General features: G+C 38.0%; 14 protein-coding genes. All 14 read left to right on the top strand.

Features of this window, described 5'->3' with window-relative positions:
* Nucleotides 1-3: 3 nt before the first annotated feature.
* A complete protein-coding gene (locus PLJ10_02035) occupies nt 4-822 on the top strand; it encodes a type II secretion system protein (protein HOK08422.1) in 819 nt (272 codons plus the stop codon).
* On the top strand, nt 819-1316 hold the full coding sequence (locus PLJ10_02030; protein HOK08421.1) for a prepilin-type N-terminal cleavage/methylation domain-containing protein: 498 nt from the start codon (nt 819-821) through the stop codon (nt 1314-1316). The genes PLJ10_02035 and PLJ10_02030 overlap by 4 nt, the downstream gene beginning before the upstream one ends.
* A gap of 1 nt (nt 1317) precedes the next feature.
* A complete protein-coding gene (locus tag PLJ10_02025; GenBank protein ID HOK08420.1) occupies nt 1318-2202 on the top strand; it encodes a prepilin-type N-terminal cleavage/methylation domain-containing protein in 885 nt (294 codons plus the stop codon).
* On the top strand, nt 2199-3506 hold the full coding sequence (locus PLJ10_02020; GenBank protein HOK08419.1) for a type II secretion system protein GspK: 1308 nt from the start codon (nt 2199-2201) through the stop codon (nt 3504-3506). Before PLJ10_02025 ends, PLJ10_02020 begins: the two co-directional genes overlap by 4 nt.
* Before the next feature lie 41 nt (nt 3507-3547).
* Nucleotides 3548-5044 (top strand): pilus assembly protein PilM, encoded by a 1497-nt coding sequence (gene pilM, locus PLJ10_02015; protein HOK08418.1) that lies wholly within the window; start codon nt 3548-3550, stop codon nt 5042-5044.
* 13 nt (nt 5045-5057) lie between these two features.
* Nucleotides 5058-5570 carry a hypothetical protein gene (locus PLJ10_02010; protein ID HOK08417.1) on the top strand — a complete coding sequence of 171 codons (513 nt, stop codon included), beginning with the start codon at nt 5058-5060 and terminating at the stop codon, nt 5568-5570.
* A 210-nt stretch (nt 5571-5780) separates the two neighbouring features.
* The gene (locus tag PLJ10_02005) at nt 5781-7622 is read left to right on the top strand and encodes an ATPase, T2SS/T4P/T4SS family (GenBank protein HOK08416.1); all 1842 of its coding nucleotides are present in this window, start codon (nt 5781-5783) and stop codon (nt 7620-7622) included.
* A 20-nt stretch (nt 7623-7642) separates the two neighbouring features.
* On the top strand, nt 7643-8752 hold the full coding sequence (locus PLJ10_02000; protein HOK08415.1) for a type IV pilus twitching motility protein PilT: 1110 nt from the start codon (nt 7643-7645) through the stop codon (nt 8750-8752).
* A gap of 25 nt (nt 8753-8777) precedes the next feature.
* Nucleotides 8778-10556, top strand: a complete 1779-nt coding sequence (locus tag PLJ10_01995) for an ATPase, T2SS/T4P/T4SS family (GenBank protein ID HOK08414.1) — start codon at nt 8778-8780, stop codon at nt 10554-10556.
* A gap of 14 nt (nt 10557-10570) precedes the next feature.
* Nucleotides 10571-11809, top strand: coding sequence for a type II secretion system inner membrane protein GspF (gene gspF, locus PLJ10_01990; protein HOK08413.1), 1239 nt, complete (start codon nt 10571-10573; stop codon nt 11807-11809).
* A gap of 130 nt (nt 11810-11939) precedes the next feature.
* The gene (locus PLJ10_01985) at nt 11940-12812 is read left to right on the top strand and encodes a prepilin-type N-terminal cleavage/methylation domain-containing protein (protein HOK08412.1); all 873 of its coding nucleotides are present in this window, start codon (nt 11940-11942) and stop codon (nt 12810-12812) included.
* A gap of 84 nt (nt 12813-12896) precedes the next feature.
* Nucleotides 12897-13790, top strand: a complete 894-nt coding sequence (locus tag PLJ10_01980; GenBank protein HOK08411.1) for a prepilin-type N-terminal cleavage/methylation domain-containing protein — start codon at nt 12897-12899, stop codon at nt 13788-13790.
* Nucleotides 13787-14206 carry a prepilin-type N-terminal cleavage/methylation domain-containing protein gene (locus tag PLJ10_01975; protein ID HOK08410.1) on the top strand — a complete coding sequence of 140 codons (420 nt, stop codon included), beginning with the start codon at nt 13787-13789 and terminating at the stop codon, nt 14204-14206. Before PLJ10_01980 ends, PLJ10_01975 begins: the two co-directional genes overlap by 4 nt.
* Nucleotides 14190-15917, top strand: coding sequence for a prepilin-type N-terminal cleavage/methylation domain-containing protein (locus PLJ10_01970; protein HOK08409.1), 1728 nt, complete (start codon nt 14190-14192; stop codon nt 15915-15917). Before PLJ10_01975 ends, PLJ10_01970 begins: the two co-directional genes overlap by 17 nt.
* Nucleotides 15918-15989 lie beyond the last annotated feature (72 nt).

Here is a 15989-nt window from a genome sequence, read left to right as displayed (position 1 = left end):
TGTATGCATTCGCCCCGGGGGATGAAAGGTTTTACATTACTTGAATTAGGTATTGTTATCTTTATAATCGCTTTAATGGCAACGATAGCAGTGCCGTATCTCCTACCACTTGCGTTATCTTCTGAATTGGAAAGTGAAGCGAGAAAATTAGCCTATTTTGGAAGAGCAGTGATGTCTTTATCAGCACTTCAGGGGGATGAATTTTATGTTGAGATTGATTTGGCGGAACAACGTTATTATTGTTTACGCATTACGTACCCTGAAGTGACGGAAGGGGAGACTGACCAATTAGGGCTTCTGGAAGAAATGAAACAGCAAGGCTTATCGTCTGAGGAGTTAGCAGAGATGTTGATGAGTGGAGGGAATAATGTGGCTGGGACTGCTACAAACACTAATAAGAATTTGCCGGGTGGTTTTGACCCTACAGCAGCAAGCCAGCAGATTAATCAAAAATTTGATAAGATGGTAAGGAAAAAACTTATAGAGCAGGCTAAGAATGTCAAACAGGAGGATAGCATGTTAGATGAGATAGGTTCTTTGTTCGATGAAAAAAATGAGGTTGATTTATTTGGGAGCGAACCAATTGTAGAAGAAGTGAATGAACCTGGATTATCTCCTATGCGTTTGTCTGAAAATGTATGGATAGAAAGCGTTTTTATAAGTGGTAAAAAGTTTTCAAAAGAAGTTGTCGAAATACAAGTGACCCCTTTGGGTTTAACAGAGCCAGTTGTTTTTTATCTTACCAATAATAATGGTGAGTATTATACAGTAGTATGGGACCCTGTATCGTCAGGTTCTTTTGTCATGGAAGGAATGCAATGAAAAGATATTGGTTAAGAAACAAGCGTTATTTAGGTTTCACTTTAATGGAAATCCTGACAGCATTAGCCATATTAGGAGGTGCTGCATTTATTTTATTTAATGTCCATTATAATGCGATGAAATTGCATGAGGCGACTATTACTCAGACAGATGAAAATCAATTGATTTATGCGGCATGTTCACGAGCAGAGGTTGGAGTTTTAACAGGGACATTAGAAGAAAGTGGTGATTTTGGTCCAGCATACGAAGGATATTCATGGAATTATATTGCGACAGCTATTGGTTCTGACCCATCTATCCCTTTATACACTGTAAATGTAAATTTGATGACTCCATCAAATGAAAATAAAACAATAACGTTCCTCTGTTATGATTTGAGTGTTGAAGGACAGACGAATAATCTTACTGGGGGAACAACACAATCAAATTCTAATCGAATGTCGAATTCTGTAAACCGTACTTCAGGAAGAAGCAACACAATGTATGGTAGGTGATATGTCAAACGTGTTTTTAAAAAATAAACAGTATTACTCAAATCACATACATGGATTTACTCTATTAGAATTACTTATAGCTTTTACAATTATGTCTGTGATTGTAATAATTGTTTATTTAGGACTTGATTCTATTTCAAAAGGTACAGATCTGGCTCGGTTATCAGCAGAGAAGATGCGGATACAACGATTTTTAGTAAATCATTTTATTAACACGTTTAATGCACTATATATTGACCCTTCTTTTTCTACGACGGGTTACGAATTCTTTGGTAAAAATGAATCAGGTCCGTATGGTCCTGCAGATTCTATTCGGTTTTGTACTTCGCTACCCATGCCAGGACCTGTGGCTTTACCCGGAATTCGTAGGGTTGTAACGTATTCTTTTGAAGATGAAGGTGCTCCCGAAGGTGTATCTGGTTTTGCTACGGATATGTACGGTATTTCGAATAATGCCCCTCAGTATCTTGTAATAACAGAATCGCCGTTAGTTCTTGATGAGGAGTCGGGAATTTCAGATGATATGAATAACCTACCTATGAATATTATTCGTGTTCCTCTTGCTACTTTGGATATTTGGTACTATGACCCAGCCACCCAAGACTGGGTAGAGGAATGGGATTCGCAATCTATTCAGCAAATGCCGTGGGCAGTTCATATTATTGCAAATCTTTTTAATGAATATGGTGAGGTAAATAATATGGGTGACGCACAAAGTGGAGATATCGATTTAGTTATTGTTCTGCCAACGACAGTCGGAACAGTGCAACCCATGGATGACCCGAATCATTTTCGTGATACAGGTTCATTATTTAAGATGGATGGTAATAAGACAGAAGGAAAAACAGGTTCTTCGGGTAAAAATCCTATTCGAGGTAGAAAATGAAAACACACATTCGAAAAATAAAGGAAATATTCCAATTCCATCCTCGTCAAAGAGGTGTGGCTATTATTTTATCATTAGTGTTTATAGCTTTATTGTCTATTCTTGTTGTCGAGTTTCTATATGAATCTGAAGTAGAAGCGTCCCTTGCTTATAGCCAGCAAGGCGAATTAGAAGCGTATCTTGCGGCAAAATCTGCCGTCGCTAAAGGGATTGCCTTTCTTGCGGAGGATACTCTCAATACCATGATGAGTGGTGCTCCACCGATAGACAGTGATTTTGATTTGATGACGTTTAATATGGGTGCATCAATGGAACCTTTAAATAATGCTTTGATGCATGCATATATATCTGACGAATATGGGAAAATAAATTTGAATGCTCTTTTAATGCCTCAATCAGGTGGTGAACCTCAAGAACGTACACCTCTGGTCAATGCTCTTCGTGAATTTTTTATGCTAAGAGATACTGGTGAAGGGGCAGCCCCTGATATCATTGTAGACTCTATTCTGGATTGGTTGGATTATAATGATGGAGATTCCGAAAGACCCCAAGGTGCAGAAAATGATTATTATATGGGTTTGGAAAATCCTTATCCCTGTAAAAATGGTCCTATGGATTCAATAGAAGAACTACTTCTTATCAAAGGGATAACCCCTAAAATATATTTTGGAGATCCAGAAAAGGAACAACTTCCTTTATCTGAATATCTAACAGTTCATGGAGATTGGTTAGGACGAGTAAATATTAATTCTGCAAGACCGGAAGTTATTTCGGCGATTGTTGCAGGTTATACTGGGAATCCTGCCGATTTAGGTATCGGACAAAGGATTTACGATGATGCACATATTCAACCATTTACAGATTTAAATCAGTTGAGTTCTTATGGTATTTCTCCGAGAGGTCCAGTTCAGCAAACAAATAAAACCAATAATAGTAAGCAGGCACAACGGCAGGTGACACCAAATATAATGCCTTCTCAACCCAATAACCGTTTAGCTCAACAGTATGCCATGGGTGGTCAATACTTTACTTTGAAGAGTGATATTTTTCGTATTTATGGCGATGGATTGTATCAAAATCGTATGGTTCGAATAGAGGCGTATGTGTTTAGAAATCCTATGGGATATGAAGAAGGAATTTCCCCTGGGACTAATATGAATCCTGTTAATCAGAGAACAAATCAAAAACAAAATGTAAAAACGAATACACAAGGGAATAGGTCGTCAAGCTCGGTAGTTTCTCAAAATCAAACAGGTTTACCTGCTGAACCATTCCGCATTTTAGATTGGAAAATTATAAAATAATAGGAATTTATATAAAATAACTGAAATAGAAAGAAAGATACATGAAGAATATTGTAACATCAGTTGAGATTAATGAAGATTGTGTGCGTCTTGCAACAGTACGTACAAAAGGAAAAAATCTGGATTTATTACAAGGGATTGAAGTCCCTATTGGTATTTCTGAGGAGGTGGAAAATCACAGTGAAGGAAAGGGAGAATACGTACTAAATGCACTCGAAGAGGCATTTAAGAAAATGAAGTATCGTCCTTCATGCTTTACTCTTTCAGTTCCATGTTCTTTGAGTATTGTTCGAACGTTGAAGGTTCCTTTCCGTGGGATGAAAAAGGTTGTTTCAGCACTTCGATTTGAACTTGAACCTCATATCCCCTTCCCGATAGAAGAATTGCTTTTAGATTTTACAATCGTAAGTGAGGATAAAAAAGAAACAGAGGTGTTAGCAATTGGTGTAAGAAAACAGCATATCCAAGACCATATTCAATATTTATCAGAATTTTCTGCGAAGCCTGAAGCAGTAATTGTAAATTCTCTTGGATTGGTTTATCTTTGGAAGAAGGTTAGTGCTTCTACCAACAAATTAAAATCGGCTTTGTTGGTTGACAAAAACTTTTCTACTATTGCAGTACTTTATAATGAAAAACTTGTTTTTATTCGTCATCTTGTTCTTGGTGTTCAAGATTACTATAATGCCCCGGAATCATTTGCAAGAGAAGTTCAGAATAGCTTACGTGCCTTTTTAGCCCGCTGGAAAGGCGAAGAGGGTATTGAAAAGATTGAAGTAGCAGGGCTTCCTTTGACAGAAGAGGAAACGAGTATATTTTCACGATTAATAAAAACAGATGTAGAAATAATTACTCTTTCAAAGGCAGTTCATTATTCAGATGTATCAAAATTAAATGAAAATGAACCATTAGCCAGATGGGATTCTTTAATAGGTATTGCGGGAATTACACTCGACCCTTATTTTTCATTTAATCTCCTAAAGGAAGAACAAAGCCTTTCTGCTTATTTGGCTCCTTTATCAAAACATCTTATTTTTACAAATTGTTTAGTTTTAACGGGGCTTGTTTGTGGAGCCTTTTTCCTTCAGCAATTAACGTTAAGTAATTTAGTGCATGCAAATTTAAATAAGGTAAATGCTGACCAGCTTACTCAGGAAATAGAGAGAATAAATCAAGAGAAAGGGCTTGATGCTAATATAGATTTAACTCCATTTTTTGACCCTCCACTTTTGGAAATACTTAATATAATTGCGGAAAAATTACCCTCGGATAAGGTGAACATAAATGAAATACGAATGAGTTCCCCAGATGTTCAGAGCTGGTGGATTCGTATCCAGGGAACAACGAGTGATTCCGCATTTATAAATCAAGCAATTGAAGAGTTGAGGAAAGTGAAGTATTTTAATATAACCGATGACCCCGAGTTAAGTGCTCAGGGAAATATGACCAGTTTTGCTATACGAATTCAAAAGCCAGAAAAGATGTCTATGCCAATTACGGAACAGACACCAGAAGAAAAACCAAGTAAGAACCAATAAGGAGTTTTATTTAATGACACATTCAGTAGTTGACCGCATTTATTTTATTACAATGATTGTTAGTTTTATTGCGGTGATAGGTATGGCTATTTATCTACAAAGGGGACCTTATCGAAAATTTTTACAATCTCGAAGTGAACTAAATCAGGCTTACCATAATTTACAGATGGTCGAAAAATTAAAAAAAGAGCAGGAAGAAAGTTTAAAAACTCAAGAGATGCTTTTCCAGATAATAGAGAAACGACCTCAGAATTTTGATTTCTTCTCTTACATCAACCAGGTGCTAAAAGAGACGAAATTAACAGAGAAAGCAAAATTAGATAACTATCGGGCACGTTCAGGAAGTCCACGACAGCCAATGGTTCAAGTCAAATTGGAAGGTGTATCTTTAAAAAGATTTTCAGAATTTTTGCAAAGAATATATTCCGATTCTTATCTGGTTGCAGTTTATAAATTAGATAAGTTTAAGTCAAATCAAAGTGGCAAGGGAATAGATTGTGAGTTAACACTTGTGACGTTGAAATAATTTTGATTTATATTTTGTATTAAATTTGGAATTGTTTCATATAGATATGTGGTATAATGTATTAAAGATAAATGGGAGAAACGGAAAGATAATTATTGACAAAATTGGATATTTTTTTATGAATTATGACTAAAATCGCATTTTTAACATTGATTTTTTAATTTAATTATGATAGAGTATATAATATAGAAGATTTTTAGGAAATATGTTATGAGCACCTATAAGTTATTTGGGCAAATACTTCTTGAAAAGAAGATAATAACGGAGGAACATCTACGAGAGGCAATACATCGTCAGCAAACGACGATGTCACATCGAAAGATAGGTGAGATTTTAGTTCGTCTTGGGTATATAAGTAAAAGTCATATTATAGAAACACTCTCTACTCAGTTGGGACTTCCTATTATTAAATTAAGTGACCGCGAGATACCCGAGCGAGTTCGCAGTGTAATGGATGGAAGTATAGCGACATTATATCGAGTGGTACCAGTAGAGATACGAGGTGATAAAGTTATAATTGCCACATCTGACCCGACGAATGTCAATAACCTTGATAACATTTCCCGTTTGTTGGATCGACCTGTTGAACCAGTGTTGGCATCTCCTGAAGAAATTTCGATGGCGTTAAGTAAGTATTATGGGACGCAAGAAACGACAGTAGAAAGTTTATTGAGTTCAGCAAGTAGTGCAAGTAGTGTTAGTTCGTTGACATCGATGTCCAACATGAGTGGTTTGGATAGTTCCATCAGTTCTGCTGCGAGCTTTAGTGCGAGTGATATTTCTCTAAGTAGTATAAGTATGGATGAAGCAAACATGCCTTCTTCCACAATCACTACGGAAGGTATGGACGAAGGTGATGCAGATAACCCTGTTGTTAAATATGTTCATCAAATGATATTAGAAGCATTTCGGTTGCGTGCAAGTGATATTCATGTAGAACCAGGTAAGACGGATGTAAAGGTCAGATATCGAATTGATGGTGTGATGCATTTGATGCCATTACCGCCAAAGCGTGCTCAGGCAGCCATTATTTCACGACTTAAAATTATGGCAGGGATGGATATCTCTGAGAAACGTGTACCACAAGATGGTCGTATAAAAATGACCTTAGGAAATAAGGTGATAGACCTGCGTGTTAGTGCTCTTCCTGCTGTTTTTGGCGAAAGTGTAGTTATGCGTATTCTTGATAAAAGTGGTTTGATGTTAGGGTTAGGGCAGTTGGGATTTAGTCCACAGATGCAGAAGGCATGGGAACGGACAATTGAACATTCAACAGGTGTTGTCCTTGTAACAGGTCCTACTGGTTCAGGAAAGACAACAACACTTTATGCGTCGTTACATACATTAAATCAGCCAGATGTGAAAATTATCACTTTGGAGGATCCAGTTGAATATCAGATAACAGGGATTAATCAGGTACAAATTAACCATGAGATTGGTTGGGATTTTGCACGTGCATTACGTGCCATATTCCGTCAAGACCCTGATATCGTTATGGTCGGTGAAATCCGTGACCTTGAAACCGCTGAAATTGCGATTAAAGCGGCTCTTACAGGACATTTGGTTTTCTCCACATTACACACTAACGATACTGCGACTGCATTTACTCGTTTAATTGATATAGGTGTAAAACCATTCCTTGTAGCATCTGGTATCCGTTGTGTACTTGCTCAACGTTTGGTGAGAACTATTTGTACTGCTTGCAAAGAGCCTTATACTCCACCTGAATTTGAAATTCGCCGATTAGGTTTTCCTGTAGACCTATCCAAAGTTGAACTATTCCATGGAGCTGGATGTGATAATTGTAATCAGACAGGTTATCAAGGTCGGTTAGGTGTGTATGAGTTATTACAAACAACAGACCGTATTCGTGATATGGTAATGCGTGGAGAATCAGCTACTGCTATCCGCCGTGAAGCACGTTTATCAGGCATGTTGACGATGCGTGAAGATGCCTGGCGTAAGGCGACAATGGGAATAACTACCGTTGAAGAGGTAAATAAACGAACAAGAATTGATGAACCCCTTCGCAAGCCCTCTGTGGCTGTATAAAACACATAAGGAGATTAATTATGGCTTATGAAATGGTAAGTTTATTGAGGATGCTTATTGACCGTGAAGGTTCGGACTTGCACCTTGCCGTCGATAATCCACCAGTGGGCAGAGTCCACGGGAGGCTAATTTATTTTGGTGAAGACCCTCTGACAGCAGAGGATACAGAACGGCTAATGAAAAGTATTGCTTCGGTTGATAATCAACAAGAGTTACAAGAGGTAGGTGGTTCTGACTTCGGTTTTGCATTTGAAGATATTGCACGTTTTCGTGTGTCTATTTTTAAGCAAAAAGGTTATGTGGGGATTGTTCTCCGTTTAATCCCTCGCAAAATATTGACTTTTGAAGAATTAGGTCTGCCCAGACATATCGAAAATCTGTTACGGCAACCACGTGGTTTGGTATTGGTAACAGGTCCTACAGGTTCAGGAAAATCAACAACACTTGCGACAATGATTGATTGGATAAATACGAATCTTGATGCTCATATTATCACAATAGAAGACCCAATAGAATATTTTCATACACATAAAAAAAGCGTAGTAACACAACGAGAAGTTGGTGTTGATGTGCCAACGTTCGCAGAGGCTTTACGTCGAGCCTTACGTATGGACCCTGACGTAATTCTTGTTGGTGAAATGCGTGACTTGGAGACAATAGAAGCGGCAATCACCGCCGCAGAAACGGGGCACTTAGTGTTTGCAACACTTCACACCACAGGTGCAGTGAGAACCGTAGACCGTATTGTAGACGCTTTCCCCTCGAACCAACAAGAGCAAATACGAACCCAGTTAGCAGGAAACTTAAAGGCGGTTATCTCGCAAACGCTTATCCCACGGAAGAGTGGTTTTGGTCGTGTTGCTGCATTTGAAATAATGTATTCTACACCAGCTATCCAAAATCTTATTCGTGAAAATAAGACCTATCGTATCACATCAGCTATCCAAACAGGTCATAAGTATGGTATGAACCTTCTGGATGAGCATTTACTTGCTTTGTTCCGTAAAGGGATATGTAAATATGAAGATTGCTTAGCCAAAGCACAGATGCCGGATGAATTTGAGGCGGCAGCCCGTGCATTGGGTATTGAAGGTGGTCCCGCTCCAAAGAAAGAAGGAGAAGTTGCATAACAGTATAAGGAGATAAAATAAGTCAATGGCAAGTGCTATTGTAAAACAAAATCAGTTAAATACCAATCAAATTAACCAGCGACGGTTGGGCGATATTTTAGTGGAGCAGGGGGTAATAACGCCTTTACAATTGGATGAGGCTTTACAGAGACAGAGGATAACAGGAGACTTTTTGGGGCGTGTTTTAGTGGCGATGGGGTACTGTGATGAGCAGGCTATCGTGGAAGCACTTGGTGTCCAATTAGGGATGGAGCGGGTAGATGTCACAAAATTAAAGATTCCCGAAGAAATTGTTCGGAAAATTTCACCGGACGTGGCACGATTTTATAATGTCATCCCTATTAGGGAAGTTGATGGTGTTCTTATTGTTGCAATGGCAGACCCGTTAAATTTGCAAATATTGGATGATTTACATCATATCGTGGGTCAGTCTGTTAAAGGGGCAATTAGTAACCCGCAAGATATAGCGATAGCATGGAAAAATAATTATTCATTTGAAACCGATTCCATCCACGAAATGATTGTGGAATTGCAGGAGAAAGTTGGCTCCAGTGAATTGACGTTAGAAGAGTTAGGAACTCAGGAAATTATTAAAGATACGGAAAACCTGGTTGAGTTAGCACAGCTTCCAGAAGTTATTAAGATTGTTAATCTTGTATTTTTAGAGGCAGTTAAGAAAAGGGCATCGGATATTCATTTTGAGGTTTATGAAGACCGATTCCGTATTCGAATTCGGATTGACGGTGTTCTTCATGAGATAGTTAATCCACCAAAATCATTAGCAATAGCGTTGGTTTCCCGTGTGAAAATTATGTGCAATATGGATATCAGTGAACGGAGATTGCCTCAAGATTCACGTGTGGAATTGAAAGTTGGAGATAGTATTATTGATATCCGTGTTGCGACTCTCCCAACACTATATGGAGAAGGTGTCGTTTTACGTATTTTAGACCGTACCGCTGTAAAAATAGATTTGGATCGATTGGGTTTAAGTGATTATGTAAAAGCAAAATTAGATGATGTTTTAGCGAGACCAAATGGTATTTTATTAGTGACAGGACCAACAGGTTCAGGGAAAACAACGACACTTTATGGATGTATTGCAAAGCTTAACAGTGAAGAAGTAAAAATTATTACGATGGAGGATCCGGTCGAACTTCAGATTGACCGAGTAATGCAGTGTCAAGTAAATGAAGAAGTAGGACTTACCTTCGCAGCAGGGTTACGGTCTATTTTGCGTCAAGACCCAGATATTGTGATGGTCGGAGAAATCCGTGACCTTGAAACGGCACAAATTGCAGTAGAAGCATCATTGACAGGTCACCTCGTATTGAGTACCCTTCATACGAATAGTGCCCCTGAAACTATTACTCGTTTGTTAGATATGGATGTTGAACCATACCTCATAACTGCCTCATTAGAGGCAGTATTGGCTCAACGATTAGTCCGTTGTCTATGTAGACATTGTAGAGAGCGGTATCGCCCTTCCTCAGAGGAGATGGATGAGTTAGGCTTACCTAAAAACTGGCGAGATGACCCAAAATTACAATTGTTTCGTCCTAAAGGTTGTCCTGCATGTGATTATATCGGATATATGGGTAGAACAGGTTTATTTGAAATTCTACAGGTCGATGAGACTATTTGTGAGATGATTTTAGACCGTGCGATGGCGTATGATATTCGTAGATATGCAAGGAAAAAGTTAGGTATGAGAACATTACGCGAGGAAGGTATTATTAAATGTGTCCAAGGTATAACCTCTGCAAAAGAAGTTATTATTCATACAGATAAATATGATGATTAAAAGGAGCCTGACCAATGCCAAAATATGCATATCGAGCAATTAATCGAGAAGGTAAAGAGGTCTTCGGGATTATCCAGGCAGATAGTGTGGCTCTGGCGATAAATGATGTGCGAAGTTTAGGACTTTTCCCAACGCATGTTCGTGAGGCACGGCGAAGTGATGAACGTAGGGCTCGCGGTGAAAAGAGGGGGCTCAGCGAACTTTATTTTGGTGGTGTAAAGACAAAACAATTGGTAGTAATGACCCGTCAGTTATCCACACTTATTGATGCTGGGTTGCCGTTATTGCGTAGTCTGAATGTGCTAATTGCACAGATGAAACCGTGCAAATTGAAAGATATTTTGCGTGAGATAGCCACCGATATTCAATCAGGAAGTACCTTTTCTGAAGCATTGGCTAAACATCCGAAACAGTTCGACCGCTTATTTGTAAATATGGTAAAAGCAGGTGAAGTCGGTGGTATGCTTGAAACGGTGTTAAACCGTATTGCCCAATTTATGGAACGGCGTGAGGCACTTAAACGGAGAGTAAAATCTGCGATGATTTATCCTATTGCGGTGCTTATAATTGCTTCCGCTATTGTAATGTTCCTTTTGATTAAAGTTGTTCCAGTATTCGCAGATATTTTTAAAGAATTCGGTGGGCAACTACCCTGGCCAACTCAGTTCTTAATGAAAGCTGGGGATTTTATGATTTACAACTGGTGGATGGTTATCGCAATTATTTCATGGACTATTATTTTTATAAAAATTCTTTTTAAGTTCCATGTTGTTCGTAGGTTTCGAGATAGAGTTGTTTTAAAAGTCCCATTAATTGGCGATTTAGTTACTAAAGTAGCAGTTGCACGTTTTGCAAGAACGTTGGGCACATTGATTACTTCCGGTGTTCCTATTTTACAGGCGTTAAAAATTACAAAAGAAACTATTGGTAATGAAATTATTCAAGATGCTATCGATAAGGTGCATGATAGTGTAAAAGAAGGAGATACAATTGCAGCTCCATTAGACCAGACGAAAGTTTTTCCTGCAATGGTTGTTAATATGATTGATGTTGGTGAAGAGACAGGAAGTCTGGATGCGATGTTGCATAAAGTTGCAGATATATATGATGCAGAGGTGGAGGCGGCTGTTGATGCTATGTTGGCGTTGATGGAGCCTGCTATTATTGTGGTTTTAGGTGGAATAATTGGATTTATTGTAGTATCTCTATATCTACCAATATTCACACTTGGCGATACAATTAGTGGAACATAATCAAAAAAATATGGCACGGAATACTATATTTATGGTATAAATATAGTAGAACAACAATTTAATAAATGAATTTATAACCCAAAGGGCGGACAAAAAGTTCGTTCTTACAACTTGAGTGGAGGAAGACAGTATGAAAAACAAAAACAAAGACAAAGGATTCACCTTAGTAGAACTGTTGGTTGTGATGGCAATTATATCTATACTTGCCGCTATTTTAGTTCCCAATGTAGTTCGGTATATTGCGAGGGGCAGAGCAACGCGAGCACTCGGAGATATTAAAGGAATTGAATTAGCATTAACTAAAATGGTTACCGATGCTAATGTCCAGAATTTGAATTTCTTATTTACTCCGGATGCAGTTCGTGAAAAATTAGGCTTAACTCCAGGGCAAATGACTGCGGGACAGTTCCAACAAGCTATAGAACTTTATACGCGTACGTTATATGCGTTATTAAGAGAGGGACGAAGGGTACTTGATGGCAGGGCAGATGTTGAAACTGGGCTTGTCTATTCCAGTATATTGGATAGAGATGTGGTTATGCGTTTAGGTGTTGGTTATCTCGAAGATTTGGCAACGGACCCATGGGGCAATTTATATAACATATATCCTGGACCATGGACCCCGAGAAATGGTCCTATTCCGTTTAGAATATATATGTTAGGAGAAAAGGATAAAAACTTACCGGGAGTTAGTGCAGGAGGTAGAATAGATTCACTAACTATATTAAAAGATAGGTATCATATTGTAGACCCTGAGACGAATCAGGAAATTGATTTTGGCTATCCTGCGGATAAGGGAAAAATAGCATATATTTGGTCTAATGGTTCAAATCTTGTATCAGGACAGGCTATTTATAGTGCTCAAAAAGCCTTACCATTACCTGAGGGTAGTTATAGTGGACCTGCAGATTATCCTTCGAACCAGGATGAAGAATACAAAGGTGGAGGAGATGATATTAATAATTGGGACCCTGGCCAAAGCTGGATGAGATTTTATAGTTAATGTTTATTACAGCTGACAATTGAATCATCGGGTAATGTGTTTTAGAAATTAACACATTACCCGATTAAAATAAGTTATTTTGAAATGATGAAAAAACATGGTTTTACATTAACGGAACTTTTGGTAGTATTGGTGATAATAGCCTTATTGGGGCTGATTTTTATTCCCTCCTTTGTTCGTTTTTATTTGAACTCGAGTGACCCATTACGGCGTACAGCCAGAGAACTGGCACAGATTCTTCAGGTCGCTCGAATGTATGCAATTACATATCGCGTAAATACAGCAGTTGTTTATCAAGATGTTGAAATCCCATTAAATATGACTAATGTTGAAACAGAAAATAGTGGAATTATTGTTGGTACTCAACCCAGTTTGCATATTTTAAAGTCTGCTGCGATTATGTATGAAATTAGTTCAAAAAATAATCCTAATTTTGAGACGATACGTGATAGGTTAGGAGTTCCGGAGGATTGGGATAATTTTTATGTTCCGATTCGGGATGAAAATGAGTCCGGAGTGTTGAAGGAATTTGGTGAAGGTATTGTTGTGTGTAGTGTGAAGTTTATGACAGATGTGGTAATGCCCGATATGCTTATACCGGTACCGGGTCCTATTTTGTCATGGGATAGGTCAGCAGATTCCTATGCATTTCAGTTATTAGGTCTGCAGTTTGTTAAGGTTCCATTCCTTGATGTGGCGGAAACAGAACATGCCAGTGAGGCGTATATAGATGAACAAAATACTTACTTATGGGTGGCTCATGTTTTTAATAGCTTTGGAAAATTGAGTGTAAGTTCTGCTGTAAACACAAAAGAACGATTCATCATACCGTTGTTGGATATTTCTTTTACTCCGTCAACGTTAGTAGAAGTAATACCTGGTGGTGAAAGTATGCCGGTAGAGAAACAGTGGGTTAATCATCGAATTGCAACTATTGAACTATTCCGGTCTACAGGTAGGATAAAAATTAATTTATGATAAAGACACAGTATCCTATGAATTCAAATTTAAGAAAATATGGATTTACTCTTTTAGAGATTGTCATAGCGTTGGCAATTATTGCAGGAGGATTGGTCGCTGTCTTTGCATTATTTCCTTCAGCTCTAAAGTTATTGACAGATTCTGCTGCCGATGCAAATATTTCAAATTTAGCTCGAACAGAACTGAGTCGCGTTCGTGTCAGTGGAGCATTATCGACAGGGCTCAATTTATGGCTTAAAGACACTGCTTTTCAGATGATAGAGACGACTGCAAGTGCGTATGAGTTATATCAACATTATGGTGCATCTGCTTCTCGTGTTCCATCAGGGAAGGATTTGTATCGCGTTACATTCAAAGTGCGTTTAAATGATGGACGTGAAGAAAGGTTCGTTACCTATGTTACAGAACAGTAAGGGATATACATCAATACGAAGAAGGATGCCGAGATTCTTAAAGTATAACATCGGTGTGACCCTTATTGAATTATTGGTGGCGATGGCTATTTTATCTATTCTTCTTGCAGGTTTAGTGATGATGTTTACTTCAGCAATTGAAAGCACCCTTCAAGGTTATATGATTAAAGATAATTATGATAATGCACGTACAGCTATGGAGGTTTTATCTCGTGATTTGCAGAGAGCATGTGCCTTAGCAAATCGTGGAGAAAATATTCAATTCTACGGAACCCCCACTTCATTCACATTTCTTACACTGTTAGATAATGGAATGATTGGGAGAGTTACTTACTTCTTTGCACCAAGCCCATTTATTCCTCCTTTTGAGACGTGGGGAGCTATTTCTCCAGATGAAATAAAAAAAAGGAATAGTCAGGGTAGAACGAGGTTGGAAGATATTATTTATATGAAAAAGTTAATAAATAAAATTCCGAATGTAAATTTTGAAAAGATTATAGGTGATATCCCGGATGTGGTGGTAGATTCACTCCCTTCTTCATGTAATATTACAGATATTATAAATAAATTAGACACCCTTTCTAACGCAGGAAATTTATTCTCAGAGGTTAACATGAACCCAGTATTTGATGGTGATGAACAAGCATATCGAGTACTAGTTCAGCCGTTAGCTTTGTTTAGAATAGAAGAAAAGGGACAATCAAATATTATTGATGTAAACACACATATTTTCCCTCAACCGCAGATAAACACTGTAGATAATCCATTTGCAGTAGAAGGTTATACTGAAATGGACTCTTTGCTCCATGCATTTTTAGTAGAAAATCTCGGCTCTCAAAGTAACATAAACGTATTAAGCCGGGTGGATTTACAGGTACCTAATATTCAGATAGCAAAAGATTTAAGAAATTATGTTGACAATCCCAATTATCAGACCATAGATAAAGAGTTTATAAAAAATTTGATAGATATGAGGAAAGTAGAACTCCGTTTGTTATTAATGCAGGTATATAACCCCTCTAAATATTGTGTTGATTGGTATAATTTACTCTTGAACCCTATTAACAGGTCTGTTATATCTGGGGGAGAGGGGACTCTCAATTTAGGACCTTATATTTGGTGTTACGACCTATCTATTTCACGTAAGGACCAGGCATATTTATACCTATTGTTTACCGGTGGAACAGGAAATATAACAACACAAAGTCGTCTACTTAATTTCTGGGAAGCCTCTAATTTAAATCCAGAAGATTATGTGTTGGCAGATGGTTTTGGAGCCCGTGCATTTTGGATTGATGAAGCAAATACTTTTACTACTGCAACAGATTTATTATATCCAGGTGCCATTTTCTCATATCAATCAGAAGAGAATATAACAGCCATGTATTTTAATGATGTAAGGAATATCCCGTTGTATATGAATTATTTATCCTCACCTCCGGAATCAATATCAGAAGAAGAGATAGGATGTGCTACTGCTTTTTTGGATAGGATATGGACAGAAATGAGAGGAACAGACCCAAGTAAAACAGCGCCATTTGCATCTATTTTCTTTGACCGTCTACCTGTTCGAATAACCATTAGTGCCTGGATAATGTCTGAGAAGCCGCGGCCCGGAATTTCTGATTTCAGGCGCTGGTTTAGTCAATCAATTGACATTCCGTGCGGACTTAGAACCCCACAACAAAGGAGGATGCCCGCAGGAATGTAATGAAACGTAGTGTAAAAATTGAAATACTCGTAAAAATTTAATAAACTTTATCGAGAATGTTATTATCCTTCA

The organism is Candidatus Hydrogenedens sp., assembly GCA_035361075.1.
GTDB lineage: Bacteria > Hydrogenedentota > Hydrogenedentia > Hydrogenedentales > Hydrogenedentaceae > Hydrogenedens.
Note: the sequence above shows the minus strand (reverse complement) of the source record. Positions and strands in the feature narration are given on the sequence as shown.